Annotated in this window: 16 protein-coding genes; 12 read left to right on the top strand and 4 right to left on the bottom strand. The window is 62.9% G+C overall.

What is annotated here, in order from left to right; translation table 11 throughout:
• Positions 1–85: 85 nt before the first annotated feature.
• The 9 genes from AC57B6_RS20740 (at position 86) to AC57B6_RS20700 (ending at position 8,884) form a co-directional block, all read left to right on the top strand.
• The gene (locus AC57B6_RS20740) at positions 86–940 is read left to right on the top strand and encodes a MurR/RpiR family transcriptional regulator (protein WP_028194669.1); all 855 of its coding nucleotides are present in this window, start codon (positions 86–88) and stop codon (positions 938–940) included.
• A 144-nt stretch (positions 941–1,084) separates the two neighbouring features.
• Positions 1,085–2,143, top strand: a complete 1,059-nt coding sequence (locus AC57B6_RS20735) for a C45 family autoproteolytic acyltransferase/hydrolase (RefSeq protein WP_496422012.1) — start codon at positions 1,085–1,087, stop codon at positions 2,141–2,143.
• Positions 2,144–2,177: 34 nt separating this feature from the next.
• The gene (locus AC57B6_RS20730; protein ID WP_030100426.1) at positions 2,178–3,506 is read left to right on the top strand and encodes an aspartate aminotransferase family protein; all 1,329 of its coding nucleotides are present in this window, start codon (positions 2,178–2,180) and stop codon (positions 3,504–3,506) included.
• Positions 3,507–3,534: 28 nt separating this feature from the next.
• The gene (locus AC57B6_RS20725) at positions 3,535–4,089 is read left to right on the top strand and encodes a carboxymuconolactone decarboxylase family protein (RefSeq protein WP_028194666.1); all 555 of its coding nucleotides are present in this window, start codon (positions 3,535–3,537) and stop codon (positions 4,087–4,089) included.
• Positions 4,090–4,372: 283 nt separating this feature from the next.
• The gene (locus AC57B6_RS20720; protein WP_028194665.1) at positions 4,373–4,798 is read left to right on the top strand and encodes an OsmC family protein; all 426 of its coding nucleotides are present in this window, start codon (positions 4,373–4,375) and stop codon (positions 4,796–4,798) included.
• A 169-nt stretch (positions 4,799–4,967) separates the two neighbouring features.
• The gene (locus AC57B6_RS20715) at positions 4,968–5,822 is read left to right on the top strand and encodes an isocitrate lyase/PEP mutase family protein (RefSeq protein WP_030100428.1); all 855 of its coding nucleotides are present in this window, start codon (positions 4,968–4,970) and stop codon (positions 5,820–5,822) included.
• 99 nt (positions 5,823–5,921) lie between these two features.
• Positions 5,922–6,557, top strand: a complete 636-nt coding sequence (locus tag AC57B6_RS20710; protein ID WP_028194663.1) for a TetR/AcrR family transcriptional regulator — start codon at positions 5,922–5,924, stop codon at positions 6,555–6,557.
• A gap of 31 nt (positions 6,558–6,588) precedes the next feature.
• Positions 6,589–8,136, top strand: coding sequence for an MFS transporter (locus tag AC57B6_RS20705; protein ID WP_030100429.1), 1,548 nt, complete (start codon positions 6,589–6,591; stop codon positions 8,134–8,136).
• Between the two features lie 475 nt (positions 8,137–8,611).
• A complete protein-coding gene (locus AC57B6_RS20700; RefSeq protein WP_028194661.1) occupies positions 8,612–8,884 on the top strand; it encodes a YodC family protein in 273 nt (90 codons plus the stop codon).
• A gap of 49 nt (positions 8,885–8,933) precedes the next feature.
• Here AC57B6_RS20700 and AC57B6_RS20695 read toward each other — a convergent pair whose 3' ends face one another.
• Positions 8,934–9,251, bottom strand: a complete 318-nt coding sequence (locus AC57B6_RS20695) for a DMT family transporter (protein WP_028194660.1) — start codon at positions 9,249–9,251, stop codon at positions 8,934–8,936.
• An 84-nt stretch (positions 9,252–9,335) separates the two neighbouring features.
• Here AC57B6_RS20695 and AC57B6_RS20690 point away from each other — a divergent pair, with 84 nt between their 5' ends.
• Positions 9,336–9,755, top strand: coding sequence for a winged helix-turn-helix transcriptional regulator (locus AC57B6_RS20690; protein WP_028194659.1), 420 nt, complete (start codon positions 9,336–9,338; stop codon positions 9,753–9,755).
• A gap of 39 nt (positions 9,756–9,794) precedes the next feature.
• On the opposite strand, the gene AC57B6_RS20685 is transcribed toward AC57B6_RS20690, so the two are convergent.
• Positions 9,795–10,115 carry a superinfection immunity protein gene (locus AC57B6_RS20685; protein ID WP_496422011.1) on the bottom strand — a complete coding sequence of 107 codons (321 nt, stop codon included), beginning with the start codon at positions 10,113–10,115 and terminating at the stop codon, positions 9,795–9,797.
• Between the two features lie 164 nt (positions 10,116–10,279).
• Between AC57B6_RS20685 and AC57B6_RS20680 the strand changes: the two genes are divergently transcribed.
• Both AC57B6_RS20680 and AC57B6_RS20675 read left to right on the top strand, forming a co-directional pair.
• Positions 10,280–11,743 (top strand): M20 family metallopeptidase, encoded by a 1,464-nt coding sequence (locus AC57B6_RS20680; RefSeq protein WP_496422010.1) that lies wholly within the window; start codon positions 10,280–10,282, stop codon positions 11,741–11,743.
• A 455-nt stretch (positions 11,744–12,198) separates the two neighbouring features.
• Positions 12,199–13,086, top strand: coding sequence for a crotonase/enoyl-CoA hydratase family protein (locus tag AC57B6_RS20675; protein WP_028194656.1), 888 nt, complete (start codon positions 12,199–12,201; stop codon positions 13,084–13,086).
• 112 nt (positions 13,087–13,198) lie between these two features.
• On the opposite strand, the gene pdeR is transcribed toward AC57B6_RS20675, so the two are convergent.
• Together pdeR and AC57B6_RS20665 are read right to left on the bottom strand one after the other, a co-directional pair.
• Entirely contained in the window at positions 13,199–15,202 is a 2,004-nt protein-coding gene (pdeR, locus tag AC57B6_RS20670; protein WP_030100432.1) for a cyclic di-GMP phosphodiesterase, read from the bottom strand.
• 229 nt (positions 15,203–15,431) lie between these two features.
• Positions 15,432–19,922 (bottom strand): DEAD/DEAH box helicase, encoded by a 4,491-nt coding sequence (locus AC57B6_RS20665; RefSeq protein ID WP_496422009.1) that lies wholly within the window; start codon positions 19,920–19,922, stop codon positions 15,432–15,434.
• Between the last annotated feature and the right edge of the window lie 112 nt (positions 19,923–20,034).

The following is a 20,034-nucleotide window of genomic DNA, read 5'->3' as shown; positions in this document are numbered from 1 at the left end:
TCTTCGCTGAATCCGCTGTTGGCTGCGATGCCCCGGGTGGTAACATTTGTTGTCATCTTTATCGGCCGGTTACCCGGACCATCGCATGCCAGACAGTTTTGACCAGCTCGCCGCCCTGATCAGGGCGCGATTCTCCGAACTGAGTCCGCAGTTCCAGATGGGCGCGGCGTTCCTGCTCGACCATCCTGACGAAGTCGCGGTCTCGTCGATGCGCAAAGTAGCCGAGCGGGCGCAGGTGCAACCGGCCTCGCTGGTGCGCCTGTCGCAACAGCTGGGTTTTCCCGGCTGGAACGAATTGCGCAACCTGTTCGTCGCGCGCGTGCGTACGCGGCCCGAGCCGCTTACCAGCCGCGCGCGTTCGCTCGTCAAATCGAAAGATGCGCTGGCTAACGACCTGTTGGTCGCGCAACAACACAATCTCGAAGTCACCGCGGCGCATAACAGTCGCGTGATCGTGGAAGCGGCGCGTCTGCTGCGGCGCGCGCCGCACGTGCATGTCGCCGGCTTTCGCTCCTGTTATGCCGTGGCGTTCGGACTGGTTTACGGCTACCGGTTGTTTCGCCCCTCCGTGTCGCTGCTCAACGGCGAAGCCGGCACGCTCGAGATGCAACTGCGTACGGTGGCGCGTGACAGCGCTACCATCGTCATCAGTTTCGCGCCGTATTCCGTCGAGGCTGCGCGTGTCGCCGAGGCCGCGCTGGAAAAGGGCAGCAAGCTGATCGCAATCACGGACAGCGCGGTCTCGCCGATCGCGTTGAACGCTGACAAGGTGCTGATTTTTTCGCACGAAAGCCCGTCGTTCTTTCCTTCGCTGGTGGCAGCCACGGCGATTTCCGAATCGCTGGTCGCGCATCTGCTCGCGCTGGAAGGGGCGGGGGCCGTCGAACAACTCGGCATTGCAGAACAATCGCTGCATGACAAAGGCGCATACGTGCCTTGATGTTCTTCGTCTTAGTCGTTTGAGCGAGGCGCAGGTCCGCGCGGTTTGAAGCAGGCCGCTTCGCTTGTTTCGTTGACACGCAATTTGACAACAAATGTTGTTTGGAAGTATAAATACGTACCGATTGTTGATTAGGTGCGAACCGTGGCGTCCAGGCAGGATTTGAGTCTTTTTCAGGTGAGCGGTGAGCCGTATGACATCGGCTTCCGGCTGGGTGAACTCGCGAGGCCGGTGTTCGCCGCATACATGGAGCAAAGCATTGCGTGGCGGGCGGTTCGGCGCTGGCGCGGCGAGCCGTTCGTGCAGCAACTACGTGCCGCGGCTCACGCACATTTTCCGGCGCTGCTGGCCGAGCTCGACGGCATGGCGGCAGGGCTGGGCTGGTCGGCGGAAGATATCTTTTTGTGGAATTGCCGCGGCGAGTTGATTCACAACGCACCGGACGGTTGCACGACGTTAGCCGCAGTCGAAGGCAATGCGCGTTTCATCGCGCACAACGAAGACGGCGATCCGTTTCTGCGCGAGCGTTGCGCGCTGGTCGAGGTTCGACCTGCCGGCAAGCCCGGCTTTGTCAGTTTCTACTACCCGGGATCGTTGCCGGGCCACACCTTCGCGGCCAACCGCGCGGGCCTCGTACAGGCTATCAACAACCTGCGTATTCGCCTGCCTGCGGCCGGCGTGCCGCGAATGATTCTCGCGCGCGCGGTGCTCGATGCGGCCTCGCTCGACGAAGCATTGTCCATTCTGCGCGGCACGCCGGCCGCGAGCGGTTTTCATCACACGCTCGGCTGTGCGGGCGACGAGCGTCTTCTGAGCGTCGAAGTCAGCGTGCAGCGCTGTTCCATGCAGACGGTGTCCGCGATCGCCGGTCATGCGAATCATCTGATTCATGCTGGCTGCGAAGCCGAGGCGCAAATCGTCACCGATTCTTCACGCGACCGGCAGGCTCGCGTCGAGCATCTGCTGAGCACATACGCCGGTCCAATCAATCCCGCCGCGTTGCTGAATATGTTGCAGGATCGCGCCCCTGAGGGCTTGCCGATCTACCGCGACGACCCCTTCGATCCCGACGACGAAAACACGCTCGCCACAGCGCTTTTCGACATCGGCAGCGACCGTGTTTCGATGACGGTTTATCGACAAGGTCAATGTGCGTTCGAGACTGTCGTCGCCTCCTTGCAGCCCGCGCCGCTGCGCGCCTGAGCCGCCGTCGCCCATAGAAAGGAACAGGAAAACCATGTCTACCGTATTCCATCGCTCGCCGAAGCAGTCACTGCCGGTCGCGATCGCCGGCGACGGCATCGAAATTATCGATTCCACCGGCAAGCGCTACATCGATGCTTCAGGCGGCGCAGCCGTCTCGTGCCTCGGCCATAGCAATCAACGCGTGATCGACGCGATCAAGCGCCAGGCGCAGCAATTGCCGTACGCGCACACGTCGTTCTTCACGACCCAGGCCGCGGAGGAACTCGCCGAGCGCCTGGTGGCGAGCGCGCCGCAAGGGCTCGAACACGTGTATTTCGTGTCGGGCGGCTCGGAGGCGATCGAGGCGGCGCTGAAACTGGCGCGGCAGTACTTCGTCGAGAAGGGTGAATTGCAACGCCGTCATTTCATCGCGCGTCGGCAGAGCTATCACGGCAACACGTTGGGGGCGCTCGCGATCGGCGGCAATGCGTGGCGGCGCGAGCCGTTTCTGCCGATCCTGATCGAAGCACATCACGTAAGCCCGTGTTACGCCTATCGCGAGCAGCGCGCCGACGAAACCGAAGAGCAGTTCGCGCAACGTCTCGCGGATGAACTCGAACAGAAGATTCTGGAACTCGGCGCGGACACGGTGGCCGCATTCGTCGCCGAAACGGTGGTGGGTGCGACGGCCGGCGCGGTGCCGCCGGTGCGCGAGTATTTCCGCAAGATCCGCGCCGTGTGCGATCGCTACGGCGTGCTGCTGATTCTCGACGAAATCATGTCCGGCATGGGCCGCACAGGCTACCTGTACGCGTGCGAGGAAGACGGCGTCGCGCCGGACCTGCTGACCATTGCCAAGGGACTCGGCGCCGGCTATCAGCCGATCGGCGCGACGTTGGTCAGCGAGCGCATTTACCAGACGATTGTCGGCGGCTCGGGCTTCTTTCAGCATGGGCATACGTATATCGGCCACGCCACTGCCTGCGCCGCGGCGCTCGAAGTGCAGCGCGTGATCGCTGACGACCGGCTGCTGCCGAACGTGCAGGCGCGCGGCGAGCAGTTGCGTGGCCGCTTGCGCGAACACTACGCGCAGCATCCGCATATCGGCGACGTGCGCGGGCGGGGCCTGTTTGTCGGCGTTGAACTGGTACGCGAGCGCGCCACCAAGGCGCCGTTCGACGCGTCGCTAAAACTGCATGCGGCGATCCGGCGCGAGGCGTTCGCGCGTGGCTTGATGGTGTATCCGATGGGCGGCACGGTCGACGGCAAGATCGGCGATCATGTGCTGCTGGCGCCGCCGTTTATCTGCACGGCGCGCGACATCGACGAGATCGTCAACCGTCTCACCGATGCGATCGAAGGCGCACTGGCCGCCATCTGACGCCCTTTCTATTTCTGCGAGATTTGCCATGACCGAGCGCTTGCCGCACTTCGAACTGTCCGATGCCACGCCCGAACAGAAGGCCGTACTTGACGAGATATTGTCCGGTCCGCGCGGCAACCTGAACGGGCCGTTTCTGGGCTGGATTCATAGTCCGGAGCTGGCGCAGCAGGCGCAACGGCTCGGCGCGTTCTGCCGCTATCGCACCGGCTTGCCGTTGCGCCTGTCGGAGCTGGCGATTCTGGTGACCGCGGCACGCTGGCAGGCGCAGGCCGAGTGGTACATCCACTATCCGATCGCGCTGGAAGCGGGCGTAGCCGAAGCCGATGCCGAGGCGATCCGCCTGGGGCATCGCCCGTCCTTCGCTCACGCCGATGACGCCTTGATTCACGATTTCGCGAGTGAACTCTACGATACCAAACGCGTGTCCGATGCTACCTATGCAAAGGCCGTCGAGCGCTTTGGCCATCAGGTGGTGATCAATCTTGTCGGATTGCTTGGCTACTATGCCCTGGTGGCAATGACGCTGAACGTGTTCGACATGCGCGCCGTGGGGCAGGAGAGCTTGCCCTTCGCCGAATAGCGGCGGCGGGGGTGGCGGGGGCGCAGGTTTCGCCGCCGGGTTTTGCTCCGCGCGTTTTCGAACCGTAAGCCGTTGCCGTCACGACACTGGCACACGGAAGCGCCTATCATGAAGTCCGGTCCACGCCCGCGCCCCTCGCGCCGCGCGGCACGCCCTCGAGGGAAATCCTTGCGGGCGACTCGCGACCGATGCCGATACCACGAAAATCCGGGCTGGACCGTTGCGGGCGGCATCACGTAGGGTTGAGGAGCGGCACGAAGCAGGGCACAAACAGGAGAGAGCGATGAAGCGCAAGGCATCAGCAGTCTGGCAAGGTGGCCTGCAGGACGGCAAAGGCTCGATTTCTACCGACAGCGGCGTCCTCAAGGAAACCCAGTACTCGTTTTCCACACGCTTCGCGGACGGCATCGGCACGAATCCGGAAGAGCTGATTGCGGCCGCGCATGCGGGTTGCTTCTCGATGGCGTTGTCGGCGGAACTGGGCAAGGCCGGCATCACGCCCGAGCGTATCGGCACCACGGCAACCGTCACGCTCGACAAGGACGGCGGCGGTTTTACGATTACCGCGGTGCATCTCGATGTGGCCGTGAAAATCCCCGGTGGCGACAAAGCCGCGTTCGAAAAGGCCACTGCGGACGCCAAAGCGGGCTGCCCGGTGTCCAAGGTGCTGAACGCCACCATCACGATGGACGCGAAGCTCGAAACCTGAGCACGCGATTTGTGCGCGGCAGATCCGTGCAGCGCCGGTTGGCAGGGGGCACCTTGCCGCCGGCAGCCGCGTTCCGTGCATCTCACTCATTTGTAATCTAACGAACATGACGACGTTCCGGCCGCGCGCGAGTGCGAGAGGCCGGTCGACGTCTTCGATGGGATCGTCAATGACAACACAAACCGAAAAAGCACGGCAATTCCAGTCCTATCACGCAGCCGGCGAAGCCTTCATCATCCCGAATCCGTGGGATATCGGCACCGCGCGGCTGCTCGCGCTGGCGGGTTTCAAGGCGCTCGCCACCAGTAGCGCAGGCTATGCGTTCTCGCGCGGCCGGCCCGACAACGCGGTGGGCCGCGCGCAGATGATGGCGCATCTCACCGACATCGCAGCAGCGACCGATTTGCCGGTCAGCGCCGACCTGGAAAATGGTTTCGGCGATGCCCCGGAAGATTGCGCCGAAACGATCATGCAGGCTGCGGCGGCGGGCGTGGTCGGCGGTTCGATCGAAGATGCGACCGGTCGCGCGGATGAGCCGATCTATGGGTTCGAAGCCGCGGTGGAGCGCGTGCGTGCGGCGGTTGTTGCGGCGCGCAGCTTGCCGTTTCCATTCACGCTGACGGCGCGCGCCGAGAACTATCTGGTGGGCCGGCCCGATCTGGACGATACGATCCGGCGTTTGCGGGCCTATGAGGAGGCCGGCGCGGACGTGCTTTACGCACCTGGCCTCAAGACGCGGGAAGAGATCGCCGCGGTGGTCGATGCACTCGAACGTCCGGTCAATGTGCTGATGGGGCTGCAGGGCGTGCTGCTCAGTTTCGACGATCTGCGTTCGCTGGGCGTGCGGCGTGTCAGCGTCGGCGGTTCGCTGGCGCGCGCGGCGTTGGGCGCGTTTCTCCGCGCGGCGCATGAAATGCGCGATCACGGCACCTTCAACTACACGAAGGAGGCCGCGAGCGGTAACGAGATCAACCAGCTCTTCACGGCCGCCGAACAGAAGTGGGGTAAGCAGACCGGCGAGTGAGGGTAGATGGCGACTGGCGGGCGCGTGAATTCTTGCCGGACCCTCCCGCTATCCAAACTTGCCTTGCTTTCTTGAACGGTTAGTCATAATATCCGCTTCATGAAGCAATCTGGCAACTGGAAGCAATCCGTGAAAAAAGGCGGCGAAGCCCCCCGTGGGCGGCCGCGCGAGTTCGACACGGATACTGTTCTGGCGAGCGCGAGCCAGGTGTTCTGGCATCACGGCTACCATGCCACCTCGATTGACGACCTTTGCAAGGCCACCGGCTTGCTGCGCGGCAGCCTGTACGGCGTCTTCGGCGACAAGCACGGCATCATGCTCGCCGCCCTCGATCATTACGCGGAAGGCTCGGTCGCGCGGCTGGCCGAGCGGCTCAACGCACCGGTGCCGCCGGACGAGGCATTGCGTAACGCCTTGCTGCATTACGCCCGGGTTGCCTGCGCGCTGACTGGCGAGCGCAGTTGCTTCATCACCAATACCACGCTGGAGATGCCGCGCGACGACGAGACCTTGCGTATGCGCGTCGCCGCCATTCAGCGGCGCATGGCAACCTTGCTGGCGGCGGCGGTGATTCGCGGGCAGGCGAGCGGCGCCTTCAATTCCACGCTCGACGAAAAAGCCGTTGGCGATTTCCTGCTGTGCGTGATGCAAGGGCTGCGTGTGCTGGGGCGAGTCGCCCATACGGAAGATGCGCTGGTTGGAATCGTGGACGTCGCCATGCGTGCGCTCGTCTAATTTTTTTTGCCTAATTCTTGAACGAACAGTCATGAATAGAGATCCTATCAAGCCCGCTCCGGCGGCACTCGCGGGGGCGGAGGTTGGGGCCGTTGCCGTCTGTCCTGGTGCCGGCGCGATTGCCGCTCGCGCGGCCGCCGTCTCCGGGAAGGCGGCGGCCGGCTTCGAGCGTCCGGGCCTGGCGCTCGCCGTGCTGTTCGTCGGTGCCTTCCTCGCGCCGCTCGACTATTTCATCGTCAACCTGGCGCTGCCGTCGATTCACACCGGCCTGAACGCGACCGACGCGCAACTGCAACTCGTCGTGTCCGCCTACGCGTCGGCTTATGCCGTGCTGCTGATCACCGGCGGACGGCTCGGCGACCTGTTTGGACGGCGTCGCATGTTCATGACGGGGATGGCGGCATTCGTGGTCGCTTCGGCACTGTGCGGTTTTGCTACCAGCGGTCATATGCTGGTGATCTCGCGGATCGTGCAGGGCATCGCGGCCGCGGTCATGGCGCCGCAAGTGCTCGCGACCATCCGCGCGGTCGTGCCGCTGCATCGGCAGACCAAGGTGATGAGCCTCTATGGTTTCGTCTTCGGGCTGTCGTCGATCGTCGGCCAGTTGGGCGGCGGCGCGCTGATTACCTATCATCCGTTCGGGCTCGACTGGCGCATCATCTTTCTCATCAATATTCCGATCGGCATCGCGGCCTTCATCGGCACCTGGAAGTTCGTGCCGGAAAATCAGCCGGCCACGCAGACCGGCATCGACCTGAAGGGCGTCGCGTTGCTCTCGATGGTGCTGCTGCTGGTTATCTATCCGATGACGCACGGCCGCGAAGCCGGCTGGCCGGCATGGACCTTCGTGACGTTCGCGCTTGCCGTGCCCGTGTTCGCGCTCTTCGTGGCGACCGAGCGGAGCGTCGAACGCGGCGGCGGCCATCCGTTGGTGGATTTGCAATTGTTCCGCAACCCGGCCTTCGCGCTGGGTCTCGTGCTCGCGTTTCTGTTCTATTGCAACAGCGCGTTTTTCCTGACCTACGGAATCTTCCTGCAAACCGGCCTGCACTGGTCGCCGCTGGCCTCGGGCATGGCCATCATGCCGTTCGCGATCGGCTTCGTGATTGGGCCGCTGACGTCGCCAGCGGTGGTCAAGCGGATCGGCGGCCATGTGCTGGCGCTCGGTTTCTCGATGATGACGGTCGGTTTCACGGTTACCGGCTGGTCCGCGACGCATGCCGCCACCCCGGATCTGCTGTTCTATTGCGGGCTGGTATGCGCGGGCGTCGGTCACGGCCTGCTGCTGCCGTCGATCATGCGCATCGTTCTGCAGGAAGTCGTTCCGGAGAAGGCGGGACTCGCCTCGGGCGTAGTGTCGTCGACCTTGCAGATCGGCTCGGCGTTCGGCACGGCGGCCATCAGCGGTGCGTTTTTCGGTGTGATCGGCGGCCGCGAGACACCCGCTGCCTACGCGCACGCGTTCCAGTACAGCCTCGCGATCAATGCGTGTCTGATGTTCGTGTGTATCGGATTGAGCGTGCTGCTGGTACGGCATCAGCAACTCGCATTGCGTCGGAACGCCGCGCAGCCGGTTTGAAAATAACCGGCCGGGAATCGTTTTCAACTGAAGCCGCCGCCGACTTTTATGCCCTCGCTCCAACCGGTTCGTGGTGTGAGATTTACCGGCTAGTTTTTTGTTCACTGGTAATTCTGCTTTTAAGCTGATTGGAATAAACCCGGAGCGGCTTGTCAGGCATGCATTAAATATGACAAATGCAACCCGCATTTTCTACTTGAGATTCGGGTTTTCCAGAGTAATTTTTGCATGTGGATGGCATTGCTGGGACGGCTTGCTGGCTTGATCTGCCGGGTTTTCGCGAGTCTTGCCTTAGCTGCCGGTATGGAAAACCCATTCCAGCGCCTATGAAAACGGTATCAATAAAAAGCGCTTGCCGCGATTAATTCGGATTGTTAATCTTGGTGAGTTCTTTGGGGTTTTCCTTCGGCAGTTCGATGTTGCAAAGCACCAGGCCATAACTATTTCCGCGCAACGGGTTCCGTAGGGATTGAATATGCTGACCGCTATCATTGATGCATTTGAAACACCGCCAGCCGCCCCTTTCAGTGTCGGTGACGTCGTCACGTTAAAAGAAGGCGGTCCGCGCATGACCGTGACCTACGCAGGGCCGGTGGCGCTCAATCCTGGCGACTGGCTGATTTGCGAGTGGTTCGACGAACAGGGCGAACTGCGCCGCGAGATGTTCGCGCACGAGAGCGTGCGGGCTGAACCGCGCTCGATTCCGGCCGGCTCGGTGACGTGGGGCAAGATCGGCCGGGCGGCTTGAGAGAAGCAGCCAGCGGCACGTACTAGCACTAGCAGCCCCGCGAGCCGGCTTATCCGTCGATCAGTTTCAACCCCGCCACTGACAGCACGATCAGCGTCATGCAAATCACCCGGGGTGCCGAAACCGGGTCGTTGAACAGCACCACGCCAAGCACCGTGATGCCAAGCGATCCGATCCCTGTCCATACCACGTAAGCCGTACCGGCCGGCAGGTGTTTCATCGCCAGCGTCAGTAAGAATACGCTGCCGAGCGCGGCCGCAACGCCGCCGATGCTCGGCCACAAACGTGTCCATCCATTTGCATATTTCAATGCCAGCGCCATCAGGATTTCGACCGCGCTTGCGGCGAGCAGAATAAGCCATGCCATCATGAGTTCCATCGGTAAGTGGTTATTGGGCGGCCAGCTTAGAGCTATAGTGATGCGCTCACCATTACTTACCCACTGGTAACCATGGCATTCCCCGAGTCCGCCAGCGCGTCCCTCACATCGGCCGAACAAGCCTATCGCGGCGACGTTTTCGACGCGGCCTGTTCGTCGCGCCTTGCGCTCGAACTGATCGCGGGAAAATGGACACTGCTCATCATGCCGGCGCTGCTGCCCGGTCCGATGCGCAATAACGCGTTGCTGCGCAAGATCGGCGGCATCTCGCAGAAGGTGCTGACGCAGACGCTCAAGGAACTCGAGCGCAACGGTCTGGTGATCCGCGAGGAGCAGCCGGGCGCAGTGGCGCACGTGGAGTATCGGCTCAGCGAGCTGGGGCGAACGCTCAGTGACGCGCTGGTGGCGCTCGATGACTGGGCCGAGAACAACGCGGCCGAACTCGACGCTGCCCGTGAACGCTATGACGCGCGGCAGCAAACACGCCGCTAACTGGCCGGCTGCGATTGCTGCGTACGCTTGTGCTCTGAACTACGGCTGTTTGTTTTCCGGGCGCTCACGCGCCGCGGCGCGCTTTTGCACACGCACCAGAAGCGCCGAAGAAAACGCCCGCATCCGCACGATCTTGCGCGTCTCTATCACTTCACCGGCCACGTTCTTCGGCGGGTTGGGCTGCATCGCCCAGTAGAGTGCGAGTAGCCAGCCGAACCCGGTCCAGCCGAGGCACGCATTGAAGAGCGCCAGCGTCAGCAGGTCATGACGTTTGCGCCGGTCGGCGAGAATGCTCGGCAGAAAATACAGCGCCAGCGCGAGCACCGCGGCGATGGCCTGAACCACGACGTTGCCACCCATAGCCTGGCTCCTCAGGACGCGATGTATCCCCGATTGTCGCGCGATTGTCCTGTTTGCGCAGAGCCGCCGCGAAACATGCAGGTAGGCCGAGGGGTTCAGTGCACAGCGCATCAGGACTATCATGGGCGTTTCGACCGAACAGATCCGCCACGGACCACCCCACCATGATCTCCGACGATACGACCCAGCAGACTCAGCGCATCAACCAGGACACGCTACGCGAATTCGTAGACCGCAAATGGAACGACGAGATCGTGCCCGCGCTAATGGACTACATCGCCGTGCCGGCCAAGAGTCCGGCGTTCGATCCCGAATGGGTCAAGCACGGCTATCTCGAGCGCGTCATCACCGACGCGGCGCAATGGGCCGAGCAGCAACCCGTGCGCGGCCTGAAACTTGAAGTGGTCCGCTTGCCGGGCCGCACGCCGGTGATCTTTTTCGAAACGGCCGCGACCCGCTCGGGCAGCGACGAAACCATCGTGCTGTACGGCCATCTCGACAAGCAGCCTGAATTCGACGGCTGGCGCAACGACCTCGGTCCATGGACGCCGAAGCTCGAAGACGGCAAGCTCTACGGCCGCGGTGGCGCCGACGACGGCTACGCGATCTACGCGAGCCTCACGGCGCTGGCGGCGCTCGACGCGCAGGGCATCGAGCGTCCGCGCTGTGTCGGTCTGATCGAGACCTGCGAGGAATCGGGCAGCTACGATCTGCTGCCGTACGTCGACGCGCTGCGCGAACGGCTCGGCAAAGTCGGTCTGGTGGTGTGCCTCGACTCGGGCGCGGGCAATTACGATCAGCTGTGGCTCACTACGTCGCTGCGCGGCCTGGTGGCGGGCGACCTCGAAGTTCAGGTGCTCGACGAAGGAATTCACTCGGGCGGCTACGGCGGCATTGCGCCGTCGAGCTTCCGCATCATGCGGCAACTGTTCGACCGTCTCGAAGACTCCGCCAACGGCACCTTGCTGCCCAAGGGTTTTCACGTTCAGATCCCGGCAGACCGGCTGCGCGAAGCGGAGGCGACCGCCCGGATTCTCGGCGACGACGTCTGGAAGAAGCTGCCGTGGGCCTGTGGCCAGGACGGCCGGCAGGTGTTGCCCACCACCACCGATCCGCAGGAAGCCTTGCTCAACTCGACGTGGCGTCCTTCGCTGTCCGTGACCGGTGCGGCCGGTTTGCCCGCGCTCGCCGACGCGGGCAACGTGCTGCGTCCGCGCACGGCATTCAAACTCTCGCTGCGCCTGCCGCCGATGATCGAAGCAGAAAAGGCCGTCGCCGAACTGAAGGCGCTGCTCGAATTCGATCCGCCGTACAACGCCAAGGTCACCTTCAAGCCGGACGCCGGCGCGGCGAGCGGCTGGAGCGCACCCGAACTCGCGCCGTGGCTCGCTAGCGCGCTTAACGAGGCGTCACGCGAACACTACGGCGCGGACGTCGCCTATATGGGGCAGGGCGGCACGATTCCGTTGATGAACGTGCTGAAGTCGGGCTTCCCGAAGTCGCAGTTCATGGTGTGCGGCGTGCTCGGGCCGAAGTCGAACGCGCACGGGCCCAACGAGTTTCTGCACGTGTCCTACGGCAAGAAACTGACGGCGGCCGTGGCGCAGGTGATCGCGGCAGCACCTTGACCAGGACTTTGCTTTCCCTTTTCTTGCAATAACATTGCAGGCAAATCAGCGGGCGCCATGAGGCGCCCGCATTTTATTATGCGTATTGAATAGTCCGTCTGTTAGGTCACAAATCAGAAAGCAATCGCCTGCAAACACTATTTTCGATTGCATTACCTAATCGAAAGCCATTTCTTTTTCTTTCAAATCCGGCACGAAATCCAGACACCGTTCGTTCGCTAATTTATCGTGACCGGCTGTCCAATCCACGCCTAATTTCGCCCAGCTCCGGTGCGCAAGCGTTTGCGTCCATAGATCCTCTTTTCCGGTATTTTGCCTTCCCGCAGAGCCCCGTCCGGCGGTGCTCCGGGAACCTGTTGCATTCATCTGTTGGTTACCCCGCTCCCATCCGATTCCGGTCTGCTTTAGGCTCGCATTGCAATGCCAATGTTTAACCTTAAAAAGGATCATTCAAAATGAATCTACATAATCACCACGCCTGCCGTCCGTTCCTCGAGGCCGGCAATTTGTCGCAAATCTCGGCTTACTATGAAGAAGGCCGCAACATCATGTGGATGATGCTGCGGGCACAACCGCGTCCCTGTTTCAATCTCGAACTGGTCCATGACATTCTGGGTCTCGCGCAGGCAGCACGAGAATCCGGCCTGCCGATCGATTTCTGGGTGACGGGCTCGCTGATTCCGACCATGTTCAATGTCGGCGGCGACCTCGATTTCTTTGCCGACTCGATCCGCTCGGGCAAGCGTCAGTCGCTGCTGTCGTACGCGCGAGCCTGTGTCGATTGTGTGCATGCGGCGGCACGCGGCTTCGACACCGGAGCGATTTCGATCGCCATGGTGGAGGGCACGGCACTGGGTGGGGGCTTCGAGGCGGCGCTCGCGCACCATTTCGTGCTGGCGCAGAACGATGCGCGCATGGGTTTTCCGGAGATCGCATTCAATCTGTTCCCGGGCATGGGCGGTTATTCGCTGGTCGCGCGCAAGGTGGGCATGCGTCTGGCCGAGGAATTGATCGGCGTGGGCGAATCGCATACGGCGGAATGGCACTTCAGCAAGGGGCTGGTCGACCATCTGTTCGAGCCGGGCGACGCTTATATGGCGACGCGTACGTTCATTGACACGCTCAAGCCGAAGATGAACGGAATCCGCGCGATGCTGCGGGCGCGTCAGCGCGTCTTGCAACTCTCGCGCGCCGAACTGATGGAAATTACCGAGGACTGGGTGAATGCCGCCTTCATGATCGAAGAGAAGGACTTGGCCTTCATGGAGCGGCTGGTGATGCTGCAAAATCGCCGTACTTCAAATTTGCGCCAGACAGCTTCCAGTGCGGCCAATTTCGCCTGAATCGATCCGCGTCTCGACGACGGCGAACCGCAGCGGGCGCGGGCCGCCAATACTTCACGGGAACTTCTTTCGGGGCGGGGCGCTTCCTGTGGGCCACCGGTTGCGCGGAAGCTCAGGCAATCAGCCTGAGCTTCTGCCTATCCTGCAACCAGCGCTCGAACTCCGCGGCCGGCATGGCCTGACCATACAGAAAGCCCTGCACGTAGTCGACGCCCAGCCCCTTCATGAACACCTCTTCGGCCTCGGTTTCGATGCCTTCGGCGACCACCTTGAAATTCAGTTCCTGCGCGACCGCCACCATCGAGCGCACCAGGGCCTGCGCCTTGGTGTCCGCATTGATCGAGCGGACGAAACTGCGGTCGAGCTTGATGACGTCGAGCGGAATGCGGCCCAGTTGCGAGAGCGACGAGTAGCCTGTGCCGAAATCGTCCAGATGAACCTGTGCGCCGAGTTGGCGGAACTGCGTGATCAGATCGATCGCCGCCGCCTCGTCCTCGATCAGGCAGCTCTCGGTGAGCTCCAGATCGATCAGGCAGGGATCGAGATTCGCGCATTGCAGCGCTTCGCTGAAATGGCGCACCACGGCGGTATCGACCAGTTGCCGTGCCGACACGTTGATCGCGATGCGCAGGTTATAGCCGTCGGCCTTCCACTTGGCGGCTTGCCGCGCGGCTGTTTCCATGACCCAGCGGCCGAGCACGCCGATGAGCCCGGATTCCTCCGCATAGCGGATGAACTCCGCCGGCATGATCTGCCCGCGCTCGGGCGAGTTCCAGCGCACCAGCGCCTCCGCGCCTTGCACCACGCCGGTGGCGAGCGAGAGCTTGGGTTGATAGTGCAGGGTCAACTGGCCTTCTTCGAGGCCGCGCCGCAAGTTGGTATCGAGCCACATGTACTCCGCCACCTTGCGGTTCATGTCGGGCGAGAACACGCGATAGGTGCGCTTGCCTTCGTCTTTGGCGACGTACATTGCCGTGTCCGCGGAACGGATCAGCGATTCGAGGTTGTCGCCGTGCTCCGGATAGAGCGCGATGCCGATCGAGCAGCCGGTGTAGACCTCGACGAGCCCCAGGCTAAACGGCGTGCGCAGGCGTTCGAGAATGCGTTGCGCGGTTGCTTCGAGATCATGGGCGGTGCACCTGGTGGCGAGCACGATGAACTCGTCGCCGCCGAGGCGCGCGAGCGCGTCGCCTTCGTTCAGGCAGGCGTGGATCGCCGAGGACACGTCGCAGATCAACCGGTCGCCGAAAACGTGGCCGTAGTGGTCGTTGACCTTCTTGAAGTTGTCGAGATCGAGGAACAGCACGCCGACCGATTCGCCTGGCGCCGCATCTTCTATCGCAGTCCGGATCTTGTCCTGGATCGCATTGCGATTGGCGAGGCCGGTGAGCGAATCGGTGTTCGCCAGTTCAGTGAGCCGGTCCTGCGCGAGCCGTTCTTCGGTGATGTCGGTGCCCGAGCAGATCAGAAACTGTTCGTCGACACCGCTGCCGCTGTGAACGAACTTGTTGCGAAACAGAAAGAGCCGTTCGCCGCGCAGGGTTTTCACGCGCCGCTCGACTTCGTACGAGACGCCGCGATTGAAGAAGCCCGCGATGTTCTGGCTCGATGCCGCGCCAGATTCAGTGCTCATGAACAACGCCCACACATTGCGCCCAACAATGTCTTCTTCCTTGACGCCGGTGAGCTCCTCGGCAAGGCGGTTAAAGCGCTGTATACGGCCGTGTTTGTCGACGATGACCACAACCGAATTGACTTCGGAGACGACCTGTTCGGCGAACGACAGACCATGGACCAGATCGCGTGCGACGGACTCCGTATCGTCGTAGGCCGAAGCGGTGCCTGCCCAGGTATTGCTGGCGAGTTTTTTTCCGACGAGGTGCAGGCGCAGCGGCTCGCCGAACAGCCGCACGTCGAGAACGAGGTGCGAAGTGATGCCGGTGAGGCAGCGGATTTGCGAGGCCTGCTGGGGATTCAGCGGAATTGCGACGTTAGCCGGCACGTCGCCGCTGACCGGCGTGAGTTCCAATGCGTTGCTGTCGTTCGACAAACGCCAGCAAGGGCTGCTTGTGCCGAACTGCGCAAAAAGCACCTGATCGTGTTGGTCGTCGTTCATGAGATCCCTGGGCGGTGTGCCGATGGGCCCCACCATGAAGGTGGATTGGCGGCAAACAGTCTCATCATACTTAAAGACTTGCCTCATTGTAGCGAAGCAACTGATATTCGGGCCCATAAAACATTAACGATCCGAATGGGCTTTGTCTTTAAACTTTTGTTGCGCCACATATGCGTGCGAAGCTCGCGAAAACGCATAGAAATTGTTTCAGAATCGAATCAAAATCGCTTTAGAATCGCCGCGCCAGCAGGCTTCGTGCGTGCTCCCGTTCGGCGGGAATCGTTTCCACGTCAGGGGCAAACCAGAATGCCCCCGCAATTAGTGTCGCGATAACAACACCATCCCGATACAGAATCCGATTTCCGGCGACAGCAGGCACCCGTTCGCCGACCAGCAAAGTGCCCGCGAGATTTAAAGGATCAGTTGCGGCGACGCACACAAATACACCGTCGTTCGCGTGTCGTCGAACTTCCCGCAACAATGGAATCGCTTCCGGTAATGCGAACTGTTCGCCGGCGAGCCCATTGATAAATCGGCCGCCGCGAACCACGCCGCGCGCTTCGAGCCGTTGGAAAACACGCAACAGATCGCGCCACGGCGGCAACCACTCGGCCTCGCGTTCGAGCAAACGCCAGAACACCACGCCATAGCGGCGCAGCAGCGTCATCGCGATGTGTTCGAGTGTCTCGGGCGCGAACTGCTGGCGACGCGCGGGCGAAGTTTCCGGCGCGGCGGCAACGGTTTGCCGATTGACGAGCGCCCAGCGTCCCGCGTCGTCCATTCCTCCGATGAATGCACCCGACCTGACACGGCGGCTGCTCGAATACGTACTGCGTTTGGCGGCAGGTTTGAGTAGCGCGCGCAAGCCAGCGAAACTATCGGAATTCACGAGGCCTGCTGCGACCAGTTCGCCCAATGCGTTCTCCAGTTCCATCCGCAAGCCGCTTACTTCAGTGAGCAATTCGTCGAAGAACATCGCGCCGTGCTGCGCTAACGTGTCATAAACGAGCTGCGCCCGCGCCGATAGCTCCGGCTGCTTTGACGGATCGATCAGCGCGCTCCAGACACGCACCTGAGCGCGCGGCAGCAACACGATCGGCGTGCTGCGCACCGGCCCCGCCGCGCCGCGTGCCCGTTCGGTCAGACGGGTCCAGACGATCTTGCCGGCCCGGCATAGTTCGTCCAGCGAAGTATTTGCGTACGCCTTCACGCGTGCCGGCAGAATGTCTTCTTCCCATGCGCCCGCAGCCGCCTGAAAACCCTCCATCTGTTCAAGCACGGCGGCCAACGCTTCACGTCCTTCACTGCGGGTGTCCGGCGTCAGATGCTGCCACTCGAATAGAAAGCGCATGAAGTCGTGCCGTTCCACGGGCTCGATCTCGCGGCGCAAGCGCTTCACGGTATAGCGGTGTATCCGCGCCAGCAAATGGCGCTCGCACCATTCTTCCTCGCTTGCGCCCGGCGAGAAGCGGCCACGCATCACGTAGCCTTCCGCTTCGAGGCGCAGCAAGGTCTGTTCGACGGATGCCGCCGGCAAGCGCAGCGCTTGCGCAATCGCCTGCACCGGCAGCGGGCCAAAACCGGTCAGCCGCGCGCGCAACACGTCGAGCAGGGCGTCGTCGGCGCTCCAGGTCTCGGTGAAGCCCTTCGGTGCGGTGAGCGGCGGCTCGAACGGCGCGTCCGGATAGAGCGCCTGGAAACAGGTCAGGCGCTCCACGGGTAGCCACAGCACGTCGTCGCCGCCGAACCGCAGGCGGGTCGCGCGGCCGGATTCGGCAAGCGACGCGAGCCACGCCGGCCAGCCTTCGTTGTGACCCGCTTCGGTTCCGGTGATGCACGCGAGGCCCGTTAGCGCTTCGTGCATCTCGTCGGCGGTGCGTGCCTGCGGCCATGCTTCGCCGCGTACGCTGTCGATCGCGTCGGCGTCCAGGGCGCCAAGGTCGTCGGCGCTGGCCGGATCGGTCCAGCGCCGGTTCAGTACCGCTTGCGTGCGACGCTCTTCGATTGGTGCGTCGTCGAGATAGGCATACGGTTTTGCGTTGAGGATTTCGGCGGCAAGCGGCGAGGGTGCCGGCAGATCGCGGGCGATCAACTGCACGTCGCCCTGTTCGATGCGACGCAGCAAAGCGAGCCAGCGGTCGCTATCCATCGCCTCATGCAGGCAGTCGTCGACGGTTTGGTCCACTAACGGATGGCGCGGGAGTTCACGCTCGCCGACAACGTTCTCCAGGCACGCAGCTTGCTCCGGAAACACGCTTGCCAGCAGATCTTCGCTACGCATGCGCTGCAATTGCGGCGGCGTCTTGCGCCCGCCGGTATAGCGCGGCAGGCCGAGCGAGGTGGTCGCGTTCCAGCGCCAGCGCACGCCGAACAGCGGCGCGTCGAGCAGCGCCTGGATCAGCAGATGCTCGGCGCTGTTCGAATGCAGATAGCGCCATACGTCGTCGAGTACGAACGAATGGCTGCCGGTGAGCGAGAGGACGATCGCGTCTTCAGTGGCGGCGGCTTGCAGTTCGAAGTTGAAGGTTCGGCAAAAACGCTTGCGCAAGGCGAGCCCCCACGCGCGATTCACGCGGCTGCCGAACGGCGTGTGGATCACGAGTTGCGTACCGCCTGATTCGTCGAAAAAGCGCTCCATGACCAGCGTGTTTTGCGTCGGCAGCACGCTGAGGGCGGCACGTGCACGAGCGAGGTAGTCGACAATCTGACGGGCGGCGGCTTCATCGAGACCGAGAGTTTCGATGAGCCAGTCGATTGCGTGCTGCAGGCGTTCAGGCATGGAATCGGTATCGATACCGGCATCGTCCGCGTTCCCGGCAAGCCGACGCTCGATCTCTTCGCGCAGGCGCGCCACGCCGAATGACAGCTCATCGCTGCGCCCCGGCGCTTCACCCAGCCAGAACGGAATATTCGGCGGCTGCCCTTGCGCGTCCTCGACTCGCACGCGGCCGCTCTCGATCCGCAAAATGCGATATGACGCGTTGCCGAGCTGGAACACATCGCCCGCGAGACTCTCGACCGCGAAATCCTCGTTGACGGTGCCGATATTGATCGCCTGCGGCTCGAGCACCACCGCATAGTCGGCGTTCTCGGGAATCGTGCCGCCCGAGGTCACGGCGACCAGTTTTCCGCCGCGCCGGCCGCGCAGCGTGCCGCTCACTACGTCGCGGTGAATATAGGCGCCGCGCGGGCCGTTGCGGCTCGTGTAGCCTTCCGCGAGCATGCGCAGCACGGCGTCATATTGCTCGCGTTCGAGTTCGGCGTAGGGGGCCGCGCGTCGCACCATGTCGAACAACGCGTCTTCGCTCAGTTCGTTGCTCGACACCTCGGCCACGATCTGTTGGGCGAGCACATCGAGCGGCGCGCGCGGGATCCGCAATGCATCGAGTTCGCCGCGTCGCACGCAATCGAGCAGCGCCGCGCATTCGATCAGATCGTCGCGCGAGGCCGGAAACAGCCGACCCTTCGGCATGCCGCCGACGTGGTGGCCCGAGCGCCCCACGCGCTGCAGGAATGGCGCGATCGCGCGTGGCGAACCCATCTGGCAGACCAGATCCACGTCGCCGATATCGATGCCCAGTTCCAGTGAGGCGGTGGCGATCAGCACTCGCAAGTCGCCGCGTTTGAGGCGCTGCTCGGCATCGAAACGGTGTTCCTTCGCAAGACTGCCGTGGTGTGCTGCGACCGCGTCCTTACCGAGGCGCTCGCTCAGATGACGCGCGGCGCGTTCGGCCATACGGCGCGTGTTGACGAAAATGAGCGTGGTGCGATGCATTGCGATCAATTCGGCGAGCCGGTCGTAGACGCGCTCCCACACTTCGTTAGGCATCACCGCTTCGAGCGGCACGGGCGGAATCTCGAGCGCGAGGTCGCGCTCGCGGATGTGCCCCACGTCGACGATCGCGCAATCCGCGGGAGTGGGGCTTTCGATACTCGCGCCGCCCACCAGGAAGCGCGCAACGGCGCTGACCGGTTTTTGCGTGGCCGACAGTCCGATCCGCGGCAAGCGCCGCTCGCACAGCGCGTCGAGCCGCTCGAGGCTGAGCGCCAGATGGCTGCCGCGCTTGCTGCCGGCGAGCGCATGAATTTCGTCGACGATCACCGTGCGCACCGTCGACAGCATGCGCCGGCCGGAATCCGAACCGAGCAGGACGTAGAGCGATTCTGGCGTGGTTACGAGAATATGCGGCGCGCGCTTTTTCAGCGCGTTGCGCTCCTGTTGCGTAGTGTCGCCGGTGCGCACGGCGGTGCGAATTTCGAGCGGCGCTAAGCCGCGCGCGTCGAGTTCCGCAGCGATGCCCTGCAACGGCACTTCCAGATTGATGCGGATGTCGTTGGAAAGTGCTTTGAGCGGCGAGACGTAGACCACCAGGGTTTCGTCGGGCAGGACACCGCCGTTGGCGAGGCCTTGCTGAACCAGTTCGTCGAGCGCGGACAGAAAGGCGGTGAGGGTTTTGCCCGAACCGGTGGGCGCGGCGACGAGCGTTGAGCGGCCGCTGCGAATCTGCGGCCAGGCGGCCGCCTGCGCGTCAGTGGGCGCCGGGAAGGTCTTCAGGAACCAGCCGGCGACCGCGGGATGGAAGTCATCGAGCACAGTGGCCGTTGAAAGGCCGGAGGCGGGACGCGCAGCGGCGTCTGGCGCCGTCCGCGAGGCCGGATCGAAGCTGGCGGAATCAGGGTGCGCGCGCAAGGCGGTCGCGGATGTCGAGGCCGAAGTCATGCTGGCATAGATGGGGGCGCGGCGTGCCATATCCAGAGGACGGCAAGCGCCGGCCTGTTGCGAAGATCAGCGCTCAGTCTGGCAGGTTTTTACCGGCTTTGCCGAGGGCCGA

Source organism: Paraburkholderia sp. BGA-UO-ETr-F12 (assembly GCF_059567945.1).
The sequence above is the reverse complement of the archived record's forward strand: the minus strand, read 5'-3'. Positions and strand labels throughout refer to the sequence as shown.